Genomic DNA, 25,256 nt, shown 5'->3' with positions numbered 1-25,256 from the left:
GACCAGCGCCTTCCCCGCCATGAAGCCCGCCCCATGAAAATCATCCCGCCACCCATCCTAAATGACTCTCGTTACACGCGCCCCCCTAGTAAATCGGCCATTTGCCACTATCCTGTACAGATAAGGAACAGTGATCGAATACGCATGGGATGCCCCTCCGTTTTTTTTCAGGAGTCCGGCGGGGGCAAAGGACGCGGCCAGAGACACGGACCGGGAAATTTTCAAGACCAGTCCGCATTTCTGACAATTGGTGCTGGCATAACGCCTTTATCCAGATCAATATTTGTCACAGAATTGACGCCAATGAACTGGCGAATTTGAGGCATGATGCGAGCCTCTATCAATTCAGGTTGAACATTTGGCCAGAGCGCTTGTCCTATCAGACATCCTGCGGCCAATCCCGAGAACCGCTCCCCTGAACTAACCGGTTAAATATATGCGCCCATTGAAACAGGCAATTTATTCCAGCCGTACGGCTGACAAGTTCGTCGTACGTCTGCCAGACGGAATGCGTGAACGCATTGCCGAGGTGGCTCGCAATCATCACCGCAGCATGAACTCCGAAATCATTGCGCGACTGGAGCAGAGTCTCATTCAGGAAGGCGCACTGGGCGAAGAGCTGAGCATGCGCCTGGACAGCCCGGAGCTGTCACTGCACGAGCGCGAACTGCTGCAGCGTTTCCGCCAACTCTCTCACCGCCAGCAAAATGCGCTTGTTTCATTGATCGCCCATGACGCCGAAATGACTTCAGACGCCTCCTGATTCATCCCCGCAAGTTCAAGCCAGCCTGATCGCTGGCTTTTTTTTGCCTGAAGTTCAGCCATAAAAAAGCCCGCCGTAGGGCGGGCTGCTAAACAAGTGCCTCAGAGCAGGAAAATCGTCGCCAACCCAAGGAAGATAAAGAAGCCACCACTGTCGGTCATGGCGGTAATCATCACACTGGCCCCCATGGCAGGATCCCGCCCGAGTCGCGCCAGTGTCATCGGGATCAAGACTCCCATCAATGCCGCAAGTAACAGATTGAGGGTCATGGCAGCGGTCATCACCACTCCGAGTGACCAACTGCCATACAACAGGTAGGCCACCGCGCCGATCACCCCACCCCAAATCACGCCGTTGATCAAGGCAACCGCCAGCTCCTTGCGCATAAGCCGCGAAGTGTTACCCGTACTCACCTGGTCCAGCGCCATGGCCCGAACGATCATGGTGATGGTCTGGTTGCCGGAGTTACCTCCGATACCCGCAACGATCGGCATCAATGCAGCCAGCGCCACCAGCTTCTCAATGGAGCCTTCGAACAGGCCAATCACCCGGGAAGCCACAAATGCGGTGATCAGGTTCACTGCCAGCCACGCCCAGCGGTTACGCAGGGACTTCCAGACCGACGCGAAAATATCCTCTTCTTCACGCAGACCCGCCATGTTGAGAACTTCGTTTTCGCTCTCCTCACGAATCAGGTCGACCATTTCATCGATGGTCAGACGGCCGATCAACTTGCCGTTCTTGTCGACGACGGGGGCCGAAATCAAGTCGTAACGTTCAAACGCCTGGGCCGCATCGTAGGCCTCTTCATCCGGATGGAAACTCACCGGATCGCTGGCCATGACCTCGGAAACCTGCTTCTCCGGATCGTTGACCAGCAAGCGCTTGATCGGCAGCACACCCTTGAGCACGCCGTCGTAGTCAACCACGAACAACTTGTCGGTATGGCCTGGCAGCTCCTTGAGGCGTCGCAGGTAACGCAGAACCACTTCGAGACTGACATCCTCGCGGATGGTGACCATCTCGAAGTCCATCAGCGCGCCGACCTGGTCCTCGTCATAGGACAACGCCGAGCGCACACGCTCGCGTTGCTGAGCATCGAGGGTCTCCATCAGCTCATGGACGACATCTCGCGGCAGCTCGGAAGCCAGGTCGGCCAGCTCGTCAGCATCCATGTCCTTGGCCGCAGCCAGGAGCTCGTGATCGTCCATGTCGGCGATCAGGGTTTCACGAACCGAATCGGATACTTCGAGCAGGATGTCGCCGTCGCGATCAGCCTTGACCAACTGCCAGAGTGTCAGGCGGTCATCCAGCGGCAGGGCTTCAAGAATATAGGCGACGTCGGCGGAGTGCAGGTCATCGAGCTTGCGTTGCAACTCAACAAGATTTTGCCGGTGAACCAGGTTTTCGACTCGATCCTGATTAGGACCTTCCTGGCGATGAGTCAGGTCTTCAACCACTCGCTGACGCTGCAACAGCTCAACAACCTGAGCCAGGCGGTCCTGCAAGCTTTCCTGCGTTTTCTTAACTTCTACTTCAGACATAGGCGAACTCCACTCCCAGCAGCGGGGTGCGCCGGAAGGATCAATCAGTCAATTCATGATTGGAAAATCGGGGTATTGAGTAACTACTGGGTAAGTCCATGGAGGTAATCCAAAAGCCCCGGCGGGGCTGACGGGCGCAATCATACACCGACTGACGGCTTAAAACGTTAAAAAATCGCGGCTGAAACAAGCGCTTGCGAAACAATCTTGAGCGCGCGCCTGACACTTGAAAGTGGACGACTTATCTCGAAAAGAAATCACGCTGGCGATGGAAAATGCAGGCGCTAGCCTTCATCAGTAGCCGTCATGGAGGACGCGCAATGCCATCGAGAATCTCCCGCCTGGGACTCGCCACCCTGCTCTACCTGCCGCTCGATGCATCCGGCGCAACGATTCACCGCTGCCAAGCCCCTGACGGGCGCATCACCTTTACCACGATGAGCTGCGCGATCGACGAAAGCCTTACGTTCGCCGGCATGAGCCAACAGGAGGTCGAGAGCGCTCTGGGCAAGCGAGACAAGATCAGTATTGGAAACTCAAGCACCCGCTACCACTACCAGACCAAACGAGGTCGAAGCGCCAGCATCGAGTTCGACGAGAGAGGATGCACGAAGGGAAAAGCCAAATCCCAGACGGCAAAAAGCCCGCTTTAAAGGCGGGCTTTTTGTTTGTATGGTGCACTCGACAGGATTCGAACCTGTGACCGCTCGGTTCGTAGCCGAGTACTCTATCCAGCTGAGCTACGAGTGCATTTGTGTTTTTATACCAGATCACAACTGGTTGAAGCCAAGTCACTCACATTACTGCAAACAACTCTTAAATGGTGCACTCGACAGGATTCGAACCTGTGACCGCTCGGTTCGTAGCCGAGTACTCTATCCAGCTGAGCTACGAGTGCATTTGTTGCCGCGCATTATAGGCCGTCTAATCTCTATGTCAAGCACTTTTTCTAGTAATTTCAACAACTTACCGAAGAAGCCAGATTACAACGTACTACGCAAATAATGGCGGAGAACGGGGGATTCGAACCCCCGACACCCTTTTGAGGTGTACTCCCTTAGCAGGGGAGCGCCTTCGGCCACTCGGCCAGCTCTCCGCAACACGGGGCGTATCTTAACCAACCTTTTCCCCGTTTGCAAACATAAAAATCGATAAAAATTAATGGCTTGGTTCTTCGTCCTTCTCTTTCTTTATACGCAGGTAGATTTCCTCACGGTGGACCGCAACCTCTTTCGGGGCGTTGACACCGATGCGCACTTGATTTCCTTTGACGCCGAGCACGGTCACGGTGATTTCGCCATCACCAATAATCAGGCTTTCTGCGCACCGACGAGTCAGAATCAGCATACCTTTCTCCTCACGCATTACATTTTCAGGGACAACAGTCTGCAAAAAAAAGGCACTCGACCTACAACCAAAGCGGTCGAAGGCCTACATGCCTGAGTATTGACCAGCGCGAGCAAAAGAACAGCCTCGGGGTCGCGCCTTGCAAAAAAACAAAGGGCGCGGTCAGACCGCGCCCTTTGGCAAACGCATCACTCGCCCTGACGGACCGGTGCGTCCAGTTCGAAAGCCGTGTGCAAGGCGCGCACAGCCAGTTCCAGGTACTTCTCTTCGATCACTACGGAGACTTTGATTTCCGAGGTCGAGATCATCTGGATGTTGATGGTTTCCTTGGCCAGCGCTTCGAACATGCGGCTGGCGACGCCTGCGTGGGAGCGCATGCCAACACCTACGATCGACACCTTGGCGATCTTGGTGTCGCCGATGACTTCACGGGCACCCAGCTCGCCAGCGGTTTTCTCCAGCACGGTTTGGGCCGCCTGGTAGTCGTTGCGGTGCACGGTGAAGGTGAAGTCGGTGGTGTTATCGTGCGCGACGTTCTGCACGATCATGTCGACTTCGATGTTCGCGGCGCTGATAGGGCCGAGAATCTTGAAGGCAACGCCTGGGATGTCTGGCACGCCACGGATGGTCAGCTTGGCTTCATCGCGGTTGAAAGCGATACCGGAAATGATCGGCTGTTCCATGGTTTCCTCTTCATCAATAGTAATGAGGGTGCCCGGACCCTCCTTGAAGCTGTGCAATACGCGCAGCGGGACGTTGTACTTGCCGGCGAACTCCACCGCACGGATCTGCAGCACCTTGGAACCGAGGCTGGCCATTTCCAGCATCTCTTCGAAGGTGATCTTGTCCAGGCGCTGAGCCACGGACACGACGCGCGGGTCGGTGGTGTAGACGCCATCGACGTCGGTGTAGATCTGGCATTCATCAGCCTTCAGGGCCGCTGCCAGGGCCACACCGGTGGTGTCGGAACCGCCACGACCGAGGGTGGTGATGTTGCCGTGCTCGTCGACGCCCTGGAAACCGGCGACAACCACCACGCGACCAGCCTTCAGGTCACCGCGAATCTTCTGGTCGTCAATCTGCAGGATACGCGCTTTATTGTGTGCGCTATCCGTCAGGATCCGTACCTGGTTGCCGGTGTAGGACACCGCTGGTACACCGCGCTTCATCAGCGCCATGGCCAACAGGGCAATCGTCACCTGCTCACCGGTGGAGACGATCACATCCAGCTCGCGAGGAACCGGTTGATCGCCGCCACTGATTTGCTTGGCCAGATCGATCAGACGGTTGGTTTCGCCGCTCATTGCAGACAGCACAACCACCAGGTCATCGCCGGCATCGCGGAATTTCTTAACCTTGTCGGCAACCTGCTCGATTCTCTCGACGGTGCCGACCGAGGTGCCTCCAAATTTCTGTACGATCAAAGCCATTTCAAAGCCGCCTCTGCCCATGAAGGGCGCCCAAATAATCACTCAAACAGCGTTGCGGCCCGCCACTAGACTGCGGGCCGCAGGCACTGCCTTATAAACCCTGCTCTACAAACGGAACGGTCAGCGCCAGTGCCGCATCCAGGGCGCCAGCGTCGGTACCGCCGCCTTGCGCCATGTCTGGACGACCACCGCCCTTCCCGCCCACTGCCGCAGCAGCCTGTTTCATCAAATCACCGGCTTTGAGTTGGCCAGTCAGGTCTTTGGTTACGCCTGCAACCAGAACGACCTTTTCCTCATGGACACTGCCGAGCAGGATCACTGCGCGGCCGAGTTTGTTTTTCAGTTGATCGACCAGCGCCAACAGCGCCTTGCCATCCTGCCCGTCCAGACGTACGGCCAGCACTTTCACGCCCTTGACGTCCAAGGCTTGCGCCGACAGATCGTCACCCGCCGCACTGGCGGCCTTGGCTTGCAACTGCTCGAGTTGCTTCTCCAGCAGACGGTTGCGCTCCAGCACAGCCGACAGTTTGTCGATCAGGTTGTCGCGGCTGCCCTTGACCAGGCTGGCCGCTTCCTTGAGTTGCTCTTCCGCCGCGTTCAGGTAAGCCAGTGCTGCAGCGCCTGTCACCGCTTCGATACGACGCACGCCGGAAGCCACACCGCCTTCGCTGATGATTTTCAGCAGGCCGATGTCACCGGTACGGTTGGCGTGGATACCACCGCACAGCTCGACGGAAAAATCGCCCATGCTCAGCACGCGCACGTTGTCGCCGTACTTCTCGCCGAACAGCGCCATGGCGCCTTTCTGCTTGGCGGTTTCGATATCGGTTTCTTCGGTTTCAACTTCGGAGTTCTTGCGAATCTCGGCGTTGACGATGTCTTCCAGTGCTTTCAGCTGTTCAGGCTTGATGGCTTCGAAGTGACTGAAGTCGAAGCGCAGGCGCTGACTGTCGACCAACGAGCCTTTTTGCTGGACGTGATCGCCCAGCACCTGACGCAATGCAGCGTGCAGCAAGTGAGTCGCCGAGTGGTTCAGCGACGTCGCGTGACGCACTTCGGCATCGACGTGAGTCTCGACCGGAGCACCGACGATCAGGCTGCCCGAATCCAGCACACCGTGGTGCAGGAACGCGCCGCCGGTCTTGGTGGTGTCGCGCACGTCGAAACGTGCAGCGCCAGCCTGGAGGAAGCCGCAATCACCGATCTGACCACCGGATTCCGCGTAGAACGGCGTCTGGTTCAGAACGACCACGCCCTCGTCGCCTTCATTCAACACGTCGACCGATTGGCCGTCTTTATAGAGCGCAACGATTTTTGCCGAACCGCTGTGAGCGGTGTAGCCGGTGAACTCGGTGTCCACATCGACCTTGACCAGGCTGTTGTAGTCCATGCCGAAGGAACTGGCGGAACGGGCACGAACGCGCTGGGCTTCCATCTCGCGTTCGAAACCTGCTTCGTCGATGGTCAGGCTGCGCTCGCGAGCGATGTCGCCAGTCAGGTCCATCGGGAAACCGTAGGTGTCGTAGAGTTTGAACACTACGTCGCCCGGTACTACGTCGCCTTTCAGTTCGGCCAGATCCTGCTCGAGAATTTTCAGGCCCTGCTCCAGGGTCTTGGCGAATTGCTCTTCTTCGGCTTTCAGTACGCGCTCGATGTGCGACTGCTGGGACTTCAGCTCCGGGAAGGCCTCGCCCATCTCGGCGACCAGGGCCGCGACGATTTGGTAGAAGAAGCTGCCCTTGGCGCCCAGTTTGTTGCCATGACGGCAAGCGCGACGAATGATGCGGCGCAGCACGTAACCGCGACCTTCGTTGGACGGCAGCACGCCGTCGGCAATCAGGAAGCCGCAGGAACGAATGTGGTCAGCCACGACTTTCAGCGAAGCCTGGGCGTCGTTGGTGCAACCGATGGCCTTGGCCGAAGCGCTCAGCAGGCTCTGGAACAGGTCGATTTCATAGTTCGAGTGAACGTGCTGCAGCACGGCACTGATCCGCTCCAGGCCCATGCCGGTGTCCACCGACGGTGCTGGCAGCGGGTGCAACACGCCGTCGGCGGTGCGGTTGAACTGCATGAACACGTTGTTCCAGATTTCGATGTAGCGGTCGCCGTCTTCTTCCGGCGAGCCCGGTGGGCCACCCCAGATGTCGGCGCCGTGATCGTAGAAAATCTCGGTGCAAGGGCCGCACGGGCCGGTATCGCCCATGGTCCAGAAGTTGTCGGACGCGTAAGGCGCGCCCTTGTTGTCGCCGATGCGAACCATGCGCTCGGCCGGAACCCCGACTTCCTTGGTCCAGATGTCGTACGCCTCGTCATCGCTGGCGTACACGGTGACCCAGAGCTTTTCCTTCGGCAGGTTCAGCCACTTGTCGGAAGTCAGGAAGTTCCAGGCGTAGGTGATGGCGTCACGCTTGAAGTAGTCACCAAAGCTGAAGTTACCCAGCATTTCGAAGAACGTGTGGTGACGAGCGGTATAACCGACGTTCTCCAGGTCGTTGTGCTTGCCGCCGGCGCGCACGCATTTCTGGCTGCTGACGGCGCGGGTGTACGCGCGCTTTTCCTGGCCCAGGAAGCAGTCCTTGAACTGGTTCATCCCCGCGTTGGTGAACAGCAGGGTTGGGTCGTTGCCCGGAATCAAAGAGCTGGAGGCTACACGGGTGTGGCCTTGCTCTTCGAAGAAGCGAAGGAAGGCTTCACGGATTTCTGCGCTTTTCATTAGGTTCTTCCACGGAGGCTGCGGCCAAAGGCCTGTTCGAAACGTCAACAGACGAAACGACGGCAAAGGGCCGCATTATATCGGCCCTGCGCGCGGGGTACAGCGTGTTTATACGATAGAAACGGTCAATTGGAGCGCTAACGCTATCACTTACTGGAAAAGTCGACGAATGTCGCGACGACCTGCTCGATTTGCGCAGCGCTGACGCCCATGTGCGTGACCATGCGCAGACGAGCGGCAGCACTGAGCTTGATCCCGCGTTCGGCGGCGAAAGACTTGAGTGCTTCGGCCTTGTCGCCCATGGCAACGTAAACCATGTTGGTCTGCACCGGCTCGACCTCAAAACCTGCTGCACGCAGGCCTTGCGCCAGCAATTGGGCATTGGCGTGGTCGTCGGCCAGGCGCTCCACGTTGTGGTCTAGCGCGTACAGGCCCGCCGCTGCCAGGATCCCGGCCTGGCGCATGCCGCCGCCGACCATCTTGCGCAGACGCCGTGCCTTGCCGATCAGCTCTGCCGAACCGCACAACACCGAACCCACCGGCGCGCCCAGGCCTTTGGACAGGCACACCGAGACGGAATCGAAATGCCGGGTGATTTCCCGGGCATCGACACCCAGCTTGACCGCCGCGTTGTACAGGCGCGCACCGTCCAGATGCAGTTGCAACCCATGTTCGCGGGTAAAGCTGCGCGCCCTGGCCAGGTATTCGAGCGGCAGGACCTTGCCCTGCATGGTGTTTTCCAGTGCCAGCAAACGGGTGCGGGCAAAGTGGAAGTCGTCCGGCTTGATCGCCGCCGCCACCTGCGAAAGGTCCAGCGAGCCATCAGCCTGCACCTCCAGCGGCTGTGGCTGGATCGAACCGAGCACCGCCGCCCCACCACCTTCGTACTTATAGGTGTGAGCCTGTTGGCCGACGATGTATTCGTCACCGCGCTCGCAATGGGCCATCAAGCCCAGCAGGTTGCTCATGGTGCCTGTCGGGACGAACAGTGCCGCGGAAAAACCCAGGCGATTTGCCAGCTCGGCCTCCAGTCGATTAACCGTCGGGTCTTCGCCATATACATCGTCACCGGTGACGGCGGCGGCCATCGCGTCGAGCATGCCAGGGGTGGGTTGGGTGACGGTGTCGCTGCGAAGATCGATAACGCTCATGAATCTGGCCTCGGTAAGCAGGGGAAAATCCCTTTCAGGCAGGAAGTACTGCGGTCATGCCAACCAATATTCAACCCTTGGGAAGCAAACGACTTGCTGTTTCGACGAAAAAGTCGATAGCAATCATCAAATAGCAGCCATGCACAGATGAGAAATATGTGATAAAAAAGCTTCGCCGCCTAACAATCTGGCGGCAAAACGTTCTCAGGGCGGGGTGCAACTCCCCACCGGCGGTAATTGCGTGCAACACGCATAGCCCGCGAGCGCTTGGTGACAGACACGGCCTTTGCCGTGCATGGCGGCAAGGTCAGCAGACCCGGTGTGATCCCGGGGCCGACGGTCATAGTCCGGATGAAGAGAGAACGGGATTGGCGCCGCCCAGGCTCATACCAAAGCGCCGCCCGCAGGCACTCGTGTGTGCCTGCGTACCCTTAAATCCCATTCGATTCATAAGCCCTGTTTTTCACACAAACAGGAATCAGAACATGCAACCCACCGCAATCGACAGCAAAAGCAAACACCATCACGGCGAGCGCGTTGCGTTCATCCAGGCCTGCTGGCACAAAGACATTGTCGATCAGAGCCGTAAAGGCTTCGTCGCCGAAATGATTGCCCAGGGTTATCAAGAGTCCGACATCGATTTCTTCGAAGTCGGCGGCGCCTTTGAAATGCCCCTGCACGCCAAGTTGCTGGCCAAGACCGGCCGTTATGCCGGCATCGTCGCGGCCGCCCTGGTGGTGGACGGCGGGATTTACCGTCACGAGTTCGTCGCCCAGTCGGTAGTCAGCGGCCTGATGCAGGTTCAGCTGGAAACCGAAGTACCGGTGTTCTCGGTGTCGCTGACCCCGCACCACTTTCATGCGGGTGAAGTACTGCATCATAAGTTCTTCTTCGAGCATTTCGTGCATAAGGGCCAGGAAGCGGCGAAGACGTGTGCGGATACGTTGATGAAGATTCGCAACTTGCGTCGCTCCGAACCACGTGCCGTAGCAGTCTAAACACCGCAAAAAAACTGTGGGAGCGGGCTTGCCCGCGATGGCGGAACGTCAGTCGATATTTTTGTTAACTGACACACCGCTATCGCGGGCAAGCCCGCTCCCACAAGGTTTTATGGTGAGCCTGTGGTTTGGGTCAGGCCAGGTTTTCGTCGGTGGTCGGCACGATCAGGATCCCGGCACGCAAGCCATTCTTCACCTTGGGGTTCGGGAAGATGATCCGGGCGCCCTCTTCCTCGATGATCCAGCGGGTATTGGCGATGTCTTCCGCCAGCAGATAACCCACTTCCAGTTCCGAAAAGTTCTCGATGTCCACTGGCAGGTTCAGGCGGAAGCTGTCGCTGTGCTTGATGATTTCCCGTGCCACGCTGAACAGCTGCAAACCGTCCAGCGCCTCTTGCGCCAACTCGGGCTCGGTGCCTTCGATGATCTGTTTGAGACGGTTTTCCAGCAGGGAGACGTTCACCCCGTCGTTCTGTCCGAACGGCCGCGCCTTGCCCAGTTCAAGGGTGAAGGACTCGGCACCGAGCTTGTCGTAGGTATAGGAACTGAAGACGATGGACGGCTTGTTCTGCAGCAGCACCGCCTCCATGCCCGCAGCGCGCAGCCGAGCCAGTTCCTGGCGTGAATGCTGGCGGTCTTCTTTCCAGGGGTACAAGGCGAACTGTTCGATTTTCGAGCCGCGAATCGCCGTGTGCAAATCGTAATGCAGCCGCTGACGGTCCGGCAGGCTGAAGAAACTGGCCGCCAGGCGCTCCAGTTCACAGGCGCGCAACGCTTCGGAGCCACTGCTTTGTTCGTGACGGCCGTTGAACAACCGATTGACGTCCTGCTCGACGAAACGCTCGCCCTTGCGAATGGCTTCAGGGTTGCCGAACAGGAACAGAATGCGGGCACGCGGTTTCAGGTCGCCGCGGGCGATGTCATGCAACAGGCGATCGAGCAGCTCGATCGGCGCTGTTTCGTTGCCGTGGATACCGGCCGATAAAAGCAGGTCCAGGCCATTGTCGCGAGCAAGCGGAGGCCGCACTTCCAGCGCACCTTCGCTCAGCCAGCGCATGCGCACGCCTTCGACAGTCAGTTGAGTCTTCTCCGCCGGTTCGCGGCCGGCGAGGGTCAGTTCAAGCAGTTTGCCGAGGGCGAGCATAGAGCGGTTTCCTTAATGGTCGTGATTGCAATCCGGGCCGTGAACGTGTTCCTCGTCGTCGCCCAGGTCAGCCGGTTCCATCTCCAGTTGTAGACTTACCAGATTAGTCGCCAATGGGCGCAGCAGCAGGTTGGCGTATTCGGCGTCGCCTTCTTCGACGTCCACGCCGATCAGCAATTGGCCACGGCCATCGTGCTGGATCCACAGCTCTTTGCCTTGCCACATGACCGCGACGCGGGTGCAGGACGTTTCCAGTTGCGTGCCGTCGGTGTCTTCAAGGATCAGCTGCAGTTTGTCGCTCATGTAAATACGCTCTCGTTTGAGATGAAGCGGCGCGCTGTCGGGCCCGAAAGCGCGCCGTCGATCAATTGATCTGGAATGGATAAACCGCGCCCAGTTTAAGGATTTGCGTCAGTTCATCCAGTGCCGTCCGGCACTCAAGCAGCAATTGCGGGTCCGCCAGATCGTTTTCGGTCATGCGGTCGCGGTAGTGCTTCTCGACCCATTCGGTCAGAGTGCCGTACAACGGTGCCGTCATGATAACCCCTGGGTTGACGGCCGCCAGCTCGGTTTCGTTGAGGGCGACGCGCAACCTCAGGCAAGCAGGGCCACCGCCGTTCTGCATGCTCTGCTTAAGATCGAAGACTTTCACTTCGCGGATCAGGCCACCGGAGCTGGTCAAACCCTGCAGGTATTGCCATACGCGCTCGTTGCCATGGCATTCTTCCGGCACGATCAACAGCATGGAGCCGTCAGGACGCGTCAGCAGCTGGCTATTGAACAGGTAGGAGCGAACCGCGTCTTCGACGCTGACCGCCGAACGCGGTACGCACACCGATTGAAATTTCCCACCGACCTTGGCGAGTTTGCCCTGCAATTCGGCGAGCATCTTGTCGGTCTCGAGGAACGCGTCCTCGTGATAGAACAGCACTTCACCGTTACCGACCGCGATCACGTCATTGTGGAACACGCCCTGATCGATCACCGACGGGTTTTGCTGGGCGTAGACCACACCGTCATCGCTCAGGCCGTGCAGACGGGCAACGGCCTGGGAGGCTTCGAGGGTCTGGCGCGCCGGGTATTTCTGCGGGGCCGGGTAGCGAGTATCGAAGGCACTGCGGCCGAACACGAAGAATTCGACACCGGCTTCGCCGTATTCGCGGCAGAAACGGGTGTGGTTGGCCGCGCCTTCGTCACCGAACTGCGCCACGGCCGGCAAGGCGGCGTGGTGGGCGAAGTGCTTCTGGTCGGCGAACATGGCGCCCAGCACGCGACTGGTGGTCGGGTGTTCGATGCTGCGGTGGTATTTGCAGTTGAGGTTGGCGGCGGTGAAATGCACGCGGCCATCCGCGGTGTCGGCGCTCGGGCTGACAGTGGCGGCGTTGGCCACCCACATGCTCGATGCCGAGCAGCTGGCGACCAGCAATGGCATGGCTTCCTTGGCGGCGCGCTCGATGACTTGAGCATCGGTGCCACTGAAACCCAGGCGACGCAGTGCCGCCACGTCCGGGCGCTCTTGTGGCGCCAGCACGCCTTGCTGAAAGCCCATGTCCATCAGCGCTTTCATCTTCGCCAGGCCTTGCAGCGCCGCTTCCCTGGGATTGGAAGACTGCTGGCTGTTGCTCTGGGACGCGACGTTACCGTAGGACAGGCCACCGTAGTTATGGGTCGGCCCCACTAGACCGTCAAAATTGACTTCATAGGATTTCATCAGCGAGGCTCCACGAGAATCTGTTGTTATGGCTTCAGTACATTCTTTGAGACCGAGGTGTGGCCATCGCTGGCAAGCCAGCTCCCCCAGTGACTGCGTCGTACACAAGATGTGTGAACGCCACCGAACTTGTGGGAGCGGGCTTGCCCGCGAATGGCATCACGCCATTTTCACGCCAGGCGTGAGGGCCGCCGGCAACACCAGGCTCGGGGTTTCCAGCGAGGCCACCGGGTAGGCGCAGTAATCGGCCGCGTAGTAGGCGCTGGCGCGGTGGTTGCCCGAGGCGCCGACGCCACCGAATGGCGCGCTGCTGGCCGCACCGGTCAATTGCTTGTTCCAGTTGACGATACCGGCACGACTTTCCAGCCAGAACTGCTGGTAGCGCGCTTCGGAATCCGACAGCAGGCCGGCCGCCAAGCCATATTCGGTGTCGTTGGCTTCAACGATCGCCGCTTCAAAATCAGCGTAGCGGATCACTTGCAGCAACGGACCGAAGAGCTCTTCGTCCGGGCGATCGGCTACTGCCGTGACGTCCAGAATCCCTGGGGTCAACAAGGCGGCCCGGGCCTGAGGCTGCGTCATTTCCAGCAGCGCCACGGCGCCGTTGGCCAGTAAATGTTCCTGGGCATCCATCAACGCTTTTGCCGCACCGAGGGAAATCACCGAACCCATGAAGGGTGCCGGTTGCTGATCGAACGCGCCGACTTCAATCGACGAGCTGACCGCCACCAGACGCGCCAGCAATGTATCGCCCCAGGCGCCTTGCGGCACCAGCAAGCGGCGGGCACAGGTGCAGCGCTGGCCGGCAGAGATGAAGGCCGACTGGATGATGGTGTAGACAGCGGCATCGAGATCGGCGACCTGATCCACCACCAGCGGGTTGTTGCCCCCCATCTCCAGCGCCAGGATCTTGTCCGGACGGCCGGCGAATTGATTATGCAGGTGATTGCCAGTGCGGCTGGAACCGGTGAAGAACAAGCCGTCGATGCCCAGGTTCGCCGCCAGGGCGATACCGGTTTCACGAGCGCCCTGCAGCAGGTTCAGCACGCCCGCCGGCAAACCGGCCTCGATCCAGCACTTGACCGTCAGCTCGGCGACTTTCGGCGTCAGTTCACTCGGTTTGAACAGCACGGTGTTACCGGCCAGCAGCGCCGGCACGATATGCCCGTTGGGCAAGTGGCCAGGGAAGTTGTACGGGCCAAACACCGCCACCACACCGTGCGGCTTGTGGCGCAGCACTGCGGTGGCGTCGCCCAGCGGGCCGCTCTTCTCGCCGGTGCGCTCACGGTAGCTCTGCACCGAGATCGCAATCTTGTTGACCATGCTGGTGACTTCGGTGGCCGACTCCCACAGGGGCTTGCCGGTTTCCTCACCGATCGTGCGAGCCAGTTCGTCAGCATTGTTCTTTAATGCCGCGGCGAAAGCTTCCAGCACCGCAATGCGTTCTTCCAGGGTCCGACGGGCCCAGCCCGGAAACGCCTGGCGCGCAGCCTGCACGGCCGACTCGACCTGATCAGCGGTGGCACCGGTGCCAGACCACAGCACTTGCTGGGTCACCGGGTTCAGCGACTCGAAGGCTTCGCCCCCACCTGCCAGCCATTCACCTGCAATGTATAGCGACTTCATTATTTCGACTCCCGAGCAGCGGACAACGCCACGGCGCGCACTTGATCGCCAGCGTTGAGTTGAAGACGTTTGGCGGTCAGCGGGTCGACCACCAGGGTGCCTGCGGCCAGACGTGCCGGAGCGGCAGTGATGCGGCAGTCTTCGCGCTTGCGGTTGTGAATGATGAACGGCGTGGCGTCGTCGCCCGGCGTGCCAATCGCCAGCACCAGCGCCTGGCTGTCGCGCACGGCGCGGATCTTGCCGGTTTCGCACTCGATGGCTGGACCTGCGTCGAAGATGTCGACGTAGCCCTGATAGCTGAAGCCTTCGCTCTTGAGCATCGACAAGGCAGGTTCGGTGTCGGGGTGCACCTGGCCAATCACGTTGCGCGCATCGGGCGACAGGAAGCAGGTGTACAGCGGAAACTTCGGCATCAGTTCGGCAATGAAGGCTTTGTTGCCCACACCGGTGAGGTAGTCCGCCTGACTGAACTCCATCTTGAAGAAATGCCGGCCCAGGCTTTCCCAAAACGGTGAACGCCCGGCTGCGTCGGAAACACCGCGCATCTCGGCAATGATCTTGTTGCCGAACAGCTGCGGGAACTCGGCGATGAACAGCATCCGCGCCTTGGACAGCATGCGACCGTTGAGGCCACTGCGGTAATCGGCATGCAGGAACAGCGAGCACAGCTCCGAGTTGCCGGTCAGGTCGTTGGCCAGGAACAGCGTCGGGATCTCGCGATAGATGCTCAGCTCTTGCGAAGCGCTGACCGTCAGGCCGACCCGGAAGTTGTACCAGGGTTCACGCAGGCCCACGGCGCCCGCGATGGCGGAAATGCCCACCACGCGACCGTTGTCGTCTTCGAGCACGAACAGGTAGTCCGCATCGCCCCGCCCGGCTTCGCCACGGAAGGTCTTCTCGGCCCAGCCGACCCGGTGGGCCAGGCGCTCTTCGTTGGCCGGCAAGGTGGTCAGGCCGGTGCCGGTGCTGCGGGCCAGGTCGATCAGAGCGGGTAAATCGCTGCTGCGTACGGGACGAACGATCATGCTATCTCCTCAATCGGGCCGCTTGCGCCACCCGTGAAACTCGCCGCTTTTCAGGCATTTTTTGAAGCAGGCGTCAAACCGCCACAAGGCGCACGCTGGCACCTTCGCCGACGCCCAGGGCCTCAGCCGCTTCCAGATCCAGGGTCACGGGTTTGCCCGGCGCGTAATCGAGCTCGAGCATGATTGCGCGGTAATCCTGCAACTGGGCATTGGCCACCAGGTACTGACGACCGGCACCCTTGACCGGCTCGCCGATTTTCACCGGCACCACGCGGCTCTGGGCGATCGAACGGATCCCCGAGACACGGGCATGCAGGGTCGGGCCGCCGTCGAAGATGTCGATGTAGTGATCGGTTTCGAAGCCTTCGCGCATCAGGATGTCGAAGGTGATCTGCGCCCGAGGGTGCACCTGGCCCATGGCTTCCTGAGCGGAGTCCGGCAGCAGCGGCACGTAGATCGGGTAATGCGGCATCAGTTCGGCGAGGAAGGTCCGGCTCTTCAGGCCACACAGACGCTCGGCTTCGGCGTAGTTGAGGTCGAAGAAGTTGCGACCGATGGCATCCCAGAACGGCGAATCGCCGTTTTCATCGCTGTAGCCGACGATCTCGGTCACTACCGAATCGGCGAAACGCTCCGGGTGGCTGGCGACGAATAGCAGGCGACCACGGGAATTGAGCTCGGCCCAAGGCGAACCCACCAGCTCGCGCTGCACGTAGAAACTGGTCAGCAGGCTGTTGCCCGTCAGGTCGTGGCACTGCGAGAGCACGTGGATCTTGTTATGGATCTTCAGCTCGCGGGAGGCATGCACGAAGGTTTCATTTCGGAAACTGTAGAACGGCTCGGAATAACCCGCCGAGGCGACGATCGCCGAACAGCCCACCAACTTGCTGGTGGCCGTGTCTTCGAGCACGAAGAAATAGCTCTCTTCACCGTTGAAGCTGACTTCGGCGGCGAACGAGGCTTCGCTCGCGGCGATCTTGTCGCTCAGGCGTTCAACGTCATCCGGCAAGGAAGTGACACCAATCGGGCTGTCCGCAGCCAGACGCTGTACCTCGCCCAGATCAGCCATTTGCGCGGGGCGCATCACCAGCATGGTGTCACTCCTTAATCAAGAACAGGTCGACCCGATTGGTCGACGGGGAAAAAAATACCGGGGTTGCCCTGCGACGTCCCCTTGCAGGAGCTGGCTTGCCAGCGAAGAGGCCCGAGAGCCTTGCGGCGATCTATCGGCCGCCATCGCTGGCAAGCCAGCTCCTACAGGGGGGGTAGTGCGTCAGGGCTGTCCGGCATAAAAATTGGGTTCGACGCCTGAACGGTCAGGCGTCGAAGGGTCTATCAGGCTTGCGTCAGTTTTGCCGCGGCGCGTTCGAAACGGTCCAGACCTTCGTCGATGTCCGCGTCTTCCACCACCAGGCTTGGCGCGAAACGCACCACGTCCGGGCCGGCCTGCAGCACCATCAGGCCTTCTTTTTCAGCGGCGTTGAAGATGTCCTTGGCCTTGCCTTTCCAGGCATCACTCAGCACACAACCGATCAACAGGCCCAGGCCACGGACCTGGGTGAACAGGCCGTACTTCTCGCCGATCTGCTCAAGGCGCGCCTTGAACTTGTCGTGCTTGGCGTTGACGCCGGCCAGCACTTGCGGGGTGTTGATCACATCGATCACGGCTTCGGCGACAGCACACGCCAGCGGGTTGCCGCCGTAGGTGGTGCCGTGGGTGCCGACGACCAGGTGCTTGGCCAGGTCTTCGGTGGTCAGCATCGCCGCGATCGGGAAACCGCCGCCCAGGCTCTTGGCACTGGTCAGGATGTCCGGCGTCACGCCGTAATGCTGGTAGGCAAACAGTTTGCCGGTACGGCCCATGCCGGTTTGCACTTCGTCGAAGATCAGCAGCGCGTTGTGCGCGGTGCAGAGCTCGCGGGCACCTTGCAGGTATTCGAGTTCGGCCGGGATCACGCCGCTCTCGCCCTGGATCGGTTCCAGTACCACGGCGCAGGTCTTGTCGGAAATGGCGGCTTTCAGTGCGGCCAGATCGTTGTACGGCACATGGGTGATACCGGTGATTTTCGGACCGAAACCATCGGAGTACTTCGACTGGCCACCGACGTTAACGGTGAACAGGGTACGGCCGTGGAAGCTGTTGAGCGCGGCGATGATTTCGTACTTCTCGCTGCCGAAGCGGTCGAAACCGACACGACGGGCCAGCTTGAAAGCGGCTTCGTTGGCTTCGGCGCCGGAGTTGCAGAAGAAGGCGCGGTCGGCAAAGGTGGCGTCGACCAGCTTGTGCGCCAGGCGCAGGGCCGGCTCATTGGTGAACACGTTGGACACGTGCCACAGCTTGTTCGCCTGCTCGGTCAAGGCACCGACCAGCGCCGGATGCGCGTGGCCCAATACGTTAACGGCAATCCCGCCGGCGAAGTCGATCAGCTCGCGACCGGACTGGTCCCAGACGCGGGAACCGGCGCCACGCACAGGAATGAATGCGGCAGGCGCATAGTTGGGAACCATTACCTGATCGAAATCGGCGCGTTGTACCGCAGCGTGCTCAACGGACATCGGAGTCTCCTGAAGAGAAAACACTCGCCTGAAACTGGCGAGCGATGGGGGGATTGTAAGGACAGTTTTCAGCCCGGCCTTGCCGCCAAGCGACAACTTCTTATAGCGCAAACCCCGGTTTTTCCCGGGTTTACGGCAATGCGACATATAGGGTCGCAAAGGCGCAGTTTAAACTGTCGCGTGCGTTTATAGGCAGTTCTGCGGGAAACCGACGCACCCTGTAGGAGCCGGCTTGCCAGCAAAGGCAGTCCAGAGCCATGCGCTGCCCTTGAGAACGCCTTCGCGGGCCAGCTGGCTCCTACAGGGGATGGCGCATGATGAATGGGCGCTCTAGCCGCGTTCGGAGGGGACCGATGACAATTCGAAGGGGCTGCTGCTGCGCCGCTGGTTGCGATCTTCGCGCGGTGTTGCGCCGAAGAAATTACGGTAGGCGCTGGAGAAATGCGGCCCCGAGGAGAAGCCACAGGACAGGCCGATCTGGATGATCGACTTGCTGGTTTGCATCAGCATCTGCCGGGCCTTGTTCAGGCGCAGTTCCAGATAGTACTGGCTCGGCACACGGTTGAGGTACTGCTTGAAGATCCGCTCCAGCTGCCGCCGGGACACGCACACGTGCTGGGCGATTTCGTCGGTGGTCAGCGGCTCTTCGATGTTGGCTTCCATCAGCAACACCGCCTGGGTGAGCTTTGGATGGCTGGAACCCAGGCGGTTCTGCAGCGGAATGCGCTGGCGCTCACCGCCTTCACGGATCCGCTCGACCACCAATTCTTCGGACACCGCACCGGCCAGTTCGGCGCCATGATCACGAGCCAGTACCGCCAGCAGCAAGTCGAGTACCGACATGCCACCACACGCGGTCAGGCGATCGCGATCCCAATCGAACAGATGGCTGGTGGCGATGACTTTCGGGAAGCGTTCGGCGAAATCATCCTGCCAGCGCCAGTGCACCGCGGCGCGGTAACCGTCGAGCAAGCCCAGTTGCGCCAATGGATAAACACCGGCCGACAGCCCGCCGATCACGCAACCGGCACGCACCAGCTGCTTGAGCGCACTGCTCAGCGCCGGGGCGAGACTGGTCGGTGGCTCGTCAGCGAGCAGGAACAGTTTCTGGAAGTTTTCGAGCTTGCCGGCCCAGGGCTCACCGGGCAATTGCCATTGGCCTTCACTCGGCGGTTCGGCCCGCAAAAACGACAGCTCGTAGACCACGTCCGGGTGCACACGCTGGGCAACTCGCAAGGCCTCCTCAGCCAGCGCAAGCGTCAGTGCTTTTGTGCTGGGCCAAATCAGGAAACCTATTCGATGGGCAGTCATGGGCAAGCGATCCGAAGCGAAGAACAGTGATGAGGGCATGGGCCAATGCTAGCCCGTAAATGAACACAAATCGCAAAACCAACACAGATCACTTTAGGAGCCGGCTTGCCGGCGAAAGTGGTGTGTCAGAGGCAGAGATCGAATCTGACACACCGCTTTCGCTGGCAAGCCAGCTCCTACAGAGGATCGGAGCCAGCCTTTAGACTGCGAAGCATGCACTATCGCGGTGCACAACGGCAGTTCTGATTACTTCAGGCTACCCGAAAGGAATTGTTGCAGACGTTCGGACTGTGGATTGACCAGCACCTCACGCGGGTTGCCGCTTTCCTCAACGACACCTTTGTGCAGGAACACCAACTGGTTCGACACTTCACGGGCGAAGCCCATTTCGTGGGTCACCACGACCATGGTCCGGCCTTCCTGAGCCAGCGCCTGCATGACCTTCAGCACGTCGCCGACCAGTTCCGGGTCGAGGGCCGAGGTTGGTTCGTCGAACAGCATCACCTCGGGTTCCATCGCCAGCGCACGGGCAATCGCCACGCGCTGCTGTTCGCCGCCGGACATGTGGCCCGGGTAAGCATCTTTACGGTGAGCGACGCCCACTTTGTTCAAGTAGTGCTCGGCTTTTTCGCGAGCTTCGGCCTTGGACACACCGAGAACGTGCACCGGCGCTTCCATGATGTTTTCCAGCGCGGTCATGTGCGACCACAGGTTGAAATGCTGGAACACCATCGACAGGCGCGAACGCATGCGTTGCAGCTGTTTCGGGTCGGCGGCCTTCAGCGCGCCGTCCTTGTTCGCCACCAGCTTCAACTCTTCGTTGTTGAGCAGGATCTTGCCCGCGTGCGGCTGCTCCAGCAGGTTGATGCAGCGCAGGAAAGTACTCTTGCCGGAGCCACTGGAGCCGATGATGCTGATCACATCGCCGGCCGCCGCTTTCAGGGACACGCCCTTGAGCACTTCGTGACTGCCATAGCGTTTATGCAGGTCTTGGACTTCAAGCTTGTACATGCGGTCGGTTCTCACAAAAACAGTCAGTCAGTCGTTGAGCAAGCGCCCGTGACGCAGCGCTTCGCGCCCCGCCACCTTGGCCAGCCAGAAACCGGGTTGGGCGTAACGCAGCCGTTCAATGGCAAACAGCACCCCGGACGTACCAGCACACACCGTGCTGACCCGATCCGCCAGCGGATCGATCACTTCGAAAATCTCATCGCCCGCCTCAACCCATTCACCGGGTTTACGCAGGAAACTCACCACACCGGGATGCGGCGCGAACAGAAGTTCAGTGCCTTCGAATGGCAGGCCTTCGCAAGGTTCGTGCGCCGCGTTTGGCCACTCACCACTGATCAGGCCTTGCTCGGCGAGGAACGCCAGGATGCCTTCGGCGTGAGCCTCGGATTGCGCGCGACCGGTGTCGGCCTGACCACCCAGTTCAAGGGTAGTCGCCAGGCACGCCAGCGGAATCTGCGCGTCCGGGAACAGGCGCGCCAGACGCAACCACGGCAGCGAACAGGCTTCATCGAAGGAGCTGCCGCCGGAATCTTCCGCCAGCAGGCCGACCTTCACATCCAGGTGCGCGGCCAGCGAACGCCACTGCGGCCAGTGCTGTGGCAAGGCGTACATGTGCAACGCCGCTTCGGCATCGCAATGCAGGTCCAGCACCACATCGGCGGTGCAGGCGTGGCTGAGCAGAACACGTTGCATGCCTTGCAACTGGCTGCTCGCCTCTGGCAATGCCGCCAGGTGATCACTCATGGCCTGGCGAATCAAACGAATATTGGCGTGCGGATCATCACCCAGGTGCCCATCAAGTTGCGCAGCCACTGGCGCGCTCAACTCAACGAAGTCGCGGTTGAAATTCTTGCCGCTACCGGCCTCGAAACGCCCTTGATGATTGCCCTGCAGCAACTGACCGAGGCCCAGCGGATTGGCCACCGGCACCAGTTCGATCACACCGTTCAACAGTCCTTGGGCTTCGAGTTCGGCCAGGCGCTTTTTCAGCGCCCAGGCCGTGCGCATGCCCGGCAATTCGTCGGCGTGCAGGCTGGCCTGGATGTAGGCCTTGCGCTCGCCACTGCCGTAGCGGAACACCGAAATCCGGCGTTCGCTGCCCAAGTGGCTCCACGGCAATGCATGATCGATGCGTTCCATATCAGTGCTTCCGCGGGGCCAGGTAGCCCAGCCAGCGGCGCTCGGCCATCTTGAACAGCTTCACCAGAATGAACGTCAGGCACAGGTAGAACACGCCGGCGGTGATGTACGCCTCGAACGGCAGGTAGAACTGGGCGTTGACCGTGCGCGCGGCACCGGTGATGTCGATCAGGGTCACGATGGATGCAAGACTGGTGGTCTGCAGCATCATGATCACTTCGTTGCTGTACTGCGGCAACGCCCGGCGCAGGGCCGACGGCAGCAGGATGCGCTTGTACATCTTGACCCGCGACATGCCCATGGCCTTGGCCGCTTCGATCTCGCCGTTCGGCGTGGCCCGCAGGCTGCCGGCGATGATTTCGGCGGTGTAGGCGCTGGTGTTGATGGCGAACGCCAGGCAGGCACAGAACGTGGCGCTGGACAGCCATGGCCACAAGAAGCTTTCACGTACGGCTTCGAACTGCGCCAGACCGTAGTAGATCAGGAACAGCTGCACCAGCATCGGCGTGCCGCGGATCACGTAGGTGTAGAGCCACGCCGTCATGTTGACCACGGCGTTTTTCGAGACGCGCATCAAGCCCAACGGCAATGCACAGAGCAGGCCGAAGAACAGCGACAGCGCGAGTAACTTGAGGGTGGTCACCAGGCCGCCCAGATACAGCGGCAAGGCCTCCCAAATGACGTTGTAGTCGAAGATCATAGCTCAGCCGCCCTTACGCCTACCGAGTAGCGCTTCTCGAGGTGACGCAATGCCAGCAACGAGACACTGGTGATCACCAGGTACATCGCCGCCACCGCGAGGAAGAAGGTGAAAGGCTCGCGGGTAGCGTCTGCCGCCTGCTTGGCCTTGAACATCATGTCTTGCAGGCCCACCACCGAAATCAGCGCGGTAGCCTTGGTCAACACCAGCCAGTTGTTGGTGAAACCCGGAATCGCCAGGCGAATCATCTGCGGTACCAGCACCCGGAAGAACACCTGGAAACTGCTCATGCCGTAGGCCATGCCCGCTTCAGCCTGCCCCTTGGGGATCGCCATGAATGCGCCACGGAAGGTTTCCGACAGGTACGCACCGAAGATGAAGCCCAGGGTGCCGATACCGGCAGCCAACGGGTTCAGATCGATGTATTCGTCATAGCCCAGCATCGGAGCGACGCGGTTGAGCAGGTCCTGGCCGCCATAGAAAATCAGCAGGATCAACACCAGGTCGGGAATGCCGCGGATCACCGTGGAATACAGATCGCCCAGCCAGGCCAGCCAGCGCACTGGCGACAGACGCAGTGCCACGCCGATCAGGCCCAGGACAATGGCCAGGGCCATGGACGACAAGGCGAGCTGAAGCGTCAGCCAAACGCCATCGAGGATGACAGCCCCGTAGCCTTTCAACATGATTCAGGTCCTCGAAAGTTGGGATGAAAAAATGGCGCAAACCTCAGAGATCCTGTTGCTTGCGCCATTTCAGACTTGTCGTTGCGACGTATTTACTTACCGTAAATGTCGAAATCGAAGTACTTGTCCTGGATTTGCTTGTACTTGCCGTTCTCGCGAATGGCAGCGATCGCGGTGTTGATCTTGTCTTTGAGCGCGTCGCCCTTGCGAACCGCGATACCTACGCCGTCGCCGAAGTATTTGACGTCAGTGAAGGCAGGGCCCACGAAGGCAAAACCTTTGCCTGCGTCGGTTTTCAGGAAGCCGTCATTCAACAGGGTAGCGTCTGCCACGGTGCCGTCGAGGCGGCCGGCGGCCACGTCGAGATAAATTTCGTTCTGCGAACCGTACGGCTTGATTTCGGCACCCAGCGGGGCCAGCACTTCGCGAGCGAAACGCTCGTGGATCGAACCACGCTGCACGCCGATGTTCTTGCCCTTGAGCTCAGCCAGGTTGTCGCCGACCTGAGTGCCGGCCTTCATGACCAGGCGCGCCGGAGTGTTGTAGTACTTGTTGGTGAAGTCCACGGACTTCTTGCGATCTTCAGTGATCGACATGGACGACAGGATCGCGTCGATCTTGCGCACTTTCAGTGCCGGGATCAGGCCGTCGAACTCTTGCTCGACCCACACGCACTTGACCTTCATCTCTTCGCACAGGGCGTTACCGATGTCGTAGTCGAAACCCACGATGCTGCCGTCCGGCGCTTTGGAAGCGAACGGAGGGTAAGCCGCTTCGATACCGATCTTCAGGGGTTTTTCATCGGCGAAGGATGGCAAGGACAGCACGGCGGACATTGCCAGGGCGCCAAGCAGCACGAGTTTCTTCATCTTGGGACTCCATCGGTAAAGGGCTAAAACGGCAGAGTGAGCGACAGCCCAATATGCGAATGAGTGGAACCGGAAAGCGTTGCTGCGTCCTGGGATGCGGGTGTTGAAATTCAACACAGGCAACGACGAGCGAGTGATCGGCATTCTAACGACAGGCCCGAAGCCGATATTTCTTCAATGCGACAACTAATTACAGAAGCACAGAGAAAGCCGCCCGGGCGCGTTGACAGCCTTGCAAAATCATGCAAGAGCAAAAGACAGTGAACCGATCAGTATTGCAAGTTGCGGGCCTATTATTGGCAAACCCTTCTAATCCGGCAAGCGCAGCGTGGGTTCTAATTTTTTGTAGAAGCAGCTGAGGGGGCTTGGCGTTTCCCAATGCCCCGAATCGGCGCAGCGCGGTTACACATTCAGTAACTTGAAAAAACGCGGGTAACCGTAGGAAACATCCTACAGGGGAAGCCGATAATTATTGGCTGTTGTTTATGCAGTGACTGTTTGGCCCCTTCGCGGGCAAGCCCGCTCCCACAGGATTGCATGCACGCCGAAAATCCCTGTGGGAGCGGGCTTGCCCGCACAGCCAACACAAAAAGCCAGCCAACAAAAAGCCCCGCCAGACAAATACCCGGCAGGGCTTCGATGACGCCGAACGTTACTTAAGCAACATTCATCGTCCTGTGCGTATCAATCAAATGCTGCACCACACCCGGATCGGCCAGGGTGGAAATATCCCCCAACGCATCGTACTCAGCGGTAGCAATCTTGCGCAGAATCCGTCGCATGATCTTGCCCGAGCGCGTCTTCGGCAGCCCCGGGGCCCACTGGATCACATCCGGCGAAGCAATCGGGCCGATCTCCTTGCGCACCCAGTTTTTCAGTTCCAGGCGCAGCTGCTCGCTCGGCTCCTCACCATTCTTCAAGGTGACATACACGTAGATGCCCTGACCCTTGATGTCGTGCGGCACTCCGACCACCGCCGCTTCGGCGACTTTCGGGTGGGCGACCATCGCGCTTTCGATCTCGGCGGTGCCCATGCGGTGGCCGGAGACGTTGAGCACGTCGTCCACGCGACCGGTGATCCAGTAGTAACCATCGGCGTCACGGCGGGCGCCGTCACCGGTGAAGTACATGCCACGAAAGGTCTTGAAGTAGGTGTCGACGAAACGGTCGTGATCGCCGTACAGGGTACGCGCCTGGCCTGGCCACGAATCGAGAATCACCAGGTTGCCCTCGGCCTCGCCTTCGATGATGTTGCCCAGGTTGTCCACCAGCGCCGGCACCACGCCGAAGAACGGACGCGCCGCAGAACCCGGCTTGAGGCCGTGAGCACCCGGCAGCGGGCTCATCAGGGTCGCGCCGGTTTCGGTCTGCCACCAGGTGTCGACGATCGGGCAACGGGATTGGCCGACGTTCTTGTAGTACCAGTCCCAGGCCTCCGGGTTGATCGGCTCACCCACCGAACCCAACAGGCGCAGGCTGCTGCCATCGGCGCCTTCAACGGCGGCCGTACCCGCGGCCATCATGGCGCGAA

At 59.9% G+C, this 25,256-nt stretch carries 22 protein-coding genes, 3 tRNA genes and 1 riboswitch; of the genes, 3 read left to right on the top strand and 22 right to left on the bottom strand.

The genetic code is table 11. From position 1 onward, the window contains the following. The first annotated feature begins 436 nt into the window (after nt 1-436). Complete coding sequence (locus tag ACIO0C_RS29250) at nt 437-763, top strand: Arc family DNA-binding protein (RefSeq protein ID WP_401317681.1); 327 nt, start codon at nt 437-439, stop codon at nt 761-763. Nucleotides 764-864: 101 nt separating this feature from the next. Here the strand turns inward: ACIO0C_RS29250 and mgtE are convergent, their stop codons facing one another. After that, entirely contained in the window at nt 865-2,307 is a 1,443-nt protein-coding gene (gene mgtE, locus ACIO0C_RS29245; RefSeq protein WP_401317678.1) for a magnesium transporter, read from the bottom strand. A gap of 320 nt (nt 2,308-2,627) precedes the next feature. Between mgtE and ACIO0C_RS29240 the strand changes: the two genes are divergently transcribed. Next, nucleotides 2,628-2,960, top strand: a complete 333-nt coding sequence (locus ACIO0C_RS29240) for a hypothetical protein (protein ID WP_401317676.1) — start codon at nt 2,628-2,630, stop codon at nt 2,958-2,960. A gap of 20 nt (nt 2,961-2,980) precedes the next feature. Here ACIO0C_RS29240 and ACIO0C_RS29235 read toward each other — a convergent pair. The 7 genes from ACIO0C_RS29235 to ltaE form a co-directional block, all read right to left on the bottom strand. Beyond that, nucleotides 2,981-3,057, bottom strand: a tRNA-Arg gene (locus tag ACIO0C_RS29235). Nucleotides 3,058-3,128: 71 nt separating this feature from the next. Continuing rightward, nucleotides 3,129-3,205 (bottom strand) — tRNA-Arg (locus ACIO0C_RS29230). A gap of 107 nt (nt 3,206-3,312) precedes the next feature. Next, nucleotides 3,313-3,403: transfer RNA gene (locus ACIO0C_RS29225), tRNA-Ser, on the bottom strand. A gap of 62 nt (nt 3,404-3,465) precedes the next feature. Next, nucleotides 3,466-3,654: a carbon storage regulator CsrA gene (gene csrA, locus ACIO0C_RS29220; protein ID WP_002554426.1), complete on the bottom strand. Its 189-nt coding sequence runs from the start codon at nt 3,652-3,654 to the stop codon at nt 3,466-3,468. A 188-nt stretch (nt 3,655-3,842) separates the two neighbouring features. Beyond that, a complete protein-coding gene (locus ACIO0C_RS29215; protein WP_008057978.1) occupies nt 3,843-5,084 on the bottom strand; it encodes an aspartate kinase in 1,242 nt (413 codons plus the stop codon). A gap of 91 nt (nt 5,085-5,175) precedes the next feature. Beyond that, nucleotides 5,176-7,797 carry an alanine--tRNA ligase gene (gene alaS, locus ACIO0C_RS29210; protein WP_401317674.1) on the bottom strand — a complete coding sequence of 874 codons (2,622 nt, stop codon included), beginning with the start codon at nt 7,795-7,797 and terminating at the stop codon, nt 5,176-5,178. Nucleotides 7,798-7,943: 146 nt separating this feature from the next. Next, a complete protein-coding gene (gene ltaE, locus ACIO0C_RS29205) occupies nt 7,944-8,948 on the bottom strand; it encodes a low-specificity L-threonine aldolase (protein ID WP_401317672.1) in 1,005 nt (334 codons plus the stop codon). Between the two features lie 196 nt (nt 8,949-9,144). Further along, nucleotides 9,145-9,316: riboswitch (FMN riboswitch) on the top strand. A 117-nt stretch (nt 9,317-9,433) separates the two neighbouring features. Between ltaE and ACIO0C_RS29200 the strand changes: the two genes are divergently transcribed. Further along, nucleotides 9,434-9,946 carry a 6,7-dimethyl-8-ribityllumazine synthase gene (locus tag ACIO0C_RS29200; RefSeq protein WP_401317670.1) on the top strand — a complete coding sequence of 171 codons (513 nt, stop codon included), beginning with the start codon at nt 9,434-9,436 and terminating at the stop codon, nt 9,944-9,946. 133 nt (nt 9,947-10,079) lie between these two features. Here ACIO0C_RS29200 and astE read toward each other — a convergent pair whose 3' ends face one another. From astE to ACIO0C_RS29130, 14 genes are all read right to left on the bottom strand, one after another. Next, the gene (gene astE, locus ACIO0C_RS29195) at nt 10,080-11,090 is read right to left on the bottom strand and encodes a succinylglutamate desuccinylase (protein WP_401317667.1); all 1,011 of its coding nucleotides are present in this window, start codon (nt 11,088-11,090) and stop codon (nt 10,080-10,082) included. A 12-nt stretch (nt 11,091-11,102) separates the two neighbouring features. After that, nucleotides 11,103-11,393 carry a hypothetical protein gene (locus ACIO0C_RS29190; protein ID WP_008057983.1) on the bottom strand — a complete coding sequence of 97 codons (291 nt, stop codon included), beginning with the start codon at nt 11,391-11,393 and terminating at the stop codon, nt 11,103-11,105. Between the two features lie 61 nt (nt 11,394-11,454). Then, nucleotides 11,455-12,801, bottom strand: a complete 1,347-nt coding sequence (gene astB, locus ACIO0C_RS29185) for an N-succinylarginine dihydrolase (RefSeq protein WP_401317665.1) — start codon at nt 12,799-12,801, stop codon at nt 11,455-11,457. A gap of 159 nt (nt 12,802-12,960) precedes the next feature. After that, the gene (gene astD / locus ACIO0C_RS29180; RefSeq protein WP_401317699.1) at nt 12,961-14,430 is read right to left on the bottom strand and encodes a succinylglutamate-semialdehyde dehydrogenase; all 1,470 of its coding nucleotides are present in this window, start codon (nt 14,428-14,430) and stop codon (nt 12,961-12,963) included. After that, nucleotides 14,427-15,452: an arginine N-succinyltransferase gene (gene astA, locus ACIO0C_RS29175; RefSeq protein ID WP_401317663.1), complete on the bottom strand. Its 1,026-nt coding sequence runs from the start codon at nt 15,450-15,452 to the stop codon at nt 14,427-14,429. Before astA ends, astD begins: the two co-directional genes overlap by 4 nt. 73 nt (nt 15,453-15,525) lie before the next feature. After that, the gene (gene aruF, locus ACIO0C_RS29170; RefSeq protein WP_401317661.1) at nt 15,526-16,545 is read right to left on the bottom strand and encodes an arginine/ornithine succinyltransferase subunit alpha; all 1,020 of its coding nucleotides are present in this window, start codon (nt 16,543-16,545) and stop codon (nt 15,526-15,528) included. A 242-nt stretch (nt 16,546-16,787) separates the two neighbouring features. Then, nucleotides 16,788-18,008 carry an aspartate aminotransferase family protein gene (locus ACIO0C_RS29165; protein ID WP_401317658.1) on the bottom strand — a complete coding sequence of 407 codons (1,221 nt, stop codon included), beginning with the start codon at nt 18,006-18,008 and terminating at the stop codon, nt 16,788-16,790. A gap of 330 nt (nt 18,009-18,338) precedes the next feature. Further along, the gene (argR, locus tag ACIO0C_RS29160; RefSeq protein ID WP_401317697.1) at nt 18,339-19,319 is read right to left on the bottom strand and encodes a transcriptional regulator ArgR; all 981 of its coding nucleotides are present in this window, start codon (nt 19,317-19,319) and stop codon (nt 18,339-18,341) included. Nucleotides 19,320-19,565: 246 nt separating this feature from the next. Then, on the bottom strand, nt 19,566-20,330 hold the full coding sequence (locus ACIO0C_RS29155) for an ABC transporter ATP-binding protein (protein WP_007971015.1): 765 nt from the start codon (nt 20,328-20,330) through the stop codon (nt 19,566-19,568). Between the two features lie 27 nt (nt 20,331-20,357). Continuing rightward, on the bottom strand, nt 20,358-21,470 hold the full coding sequence (locus ACIO0C_RS29150) for a M14 family metallopeptidase (RefSeq protein WP_401317656.1): 1,113 nt from the start codon (nt 21,468-21,470) through the stop codon (nt 20,358-20,360). A 1-nt stretch (nt 21,471) separates the two neighbouring features. After that, the gene (locus ACIO0C_RS29145) at nt 21,472-22,170 is read right to left on the bottom strand and encodes an ABC transporter permease (protein WP_272603341.1); all 699 of its coding nucleotides are present in this window, start codon (nt 22,168-22,170) and stop codon (nt 21,472-21,474) included. Then, nucleotides 22,167-22,856, bottom strand: a complete 690-nt coding sequence (locus tag ACIO0C_RS29140; RefSeq protein WP_008058010.1) for an ABC transporter permease — start codon at nt 22,854-22,856, stop codon at nt 22,167-22,169. Before ACIO0C_RS29140 ends, ACIO0C_RS29145 begins: the two co-directional genes overlap by 4 nt. 92 nt (nt 22,857-22,948) lie before the next feature. Beyond that, nucleotides 22,949-23,725: an ABC transporter substrate-binding protein gene (locus ACIO0C_RS29135; RefSeq protein WP_020800770.1), complete on the bottom strand. Its 777-nt coding sequence runs from the start codon at nt 23,723-23,725 to the stop codon at nt 22,949-22,951. Nucleotides 23,726-24,381: 656 nt separating this feature from the next. After that, nucleotides 24,382-25,256, bottom strand: an 875-nt coding sequence (locus tag ACIO0C_RS29130; RefSeq protein ID WP_401317651.1) for an AMP-binding protein, incomplete at its 5' end; no start/stop codon positions are given.

The organism is Pseudomonas sp. NPDC087336 (assembly GCF_044744285.1).
Lineage (GTDB): Bacteria > Pseudomonadota > Gammaproteobacteria > Pseudomonadales > Pseudomonadaceae > Aquipseudomonas.
Note: the sequence above shows the minus strand (reverse complement) of the source record. Positions and strands in the feature narration are given on the sequence as shown.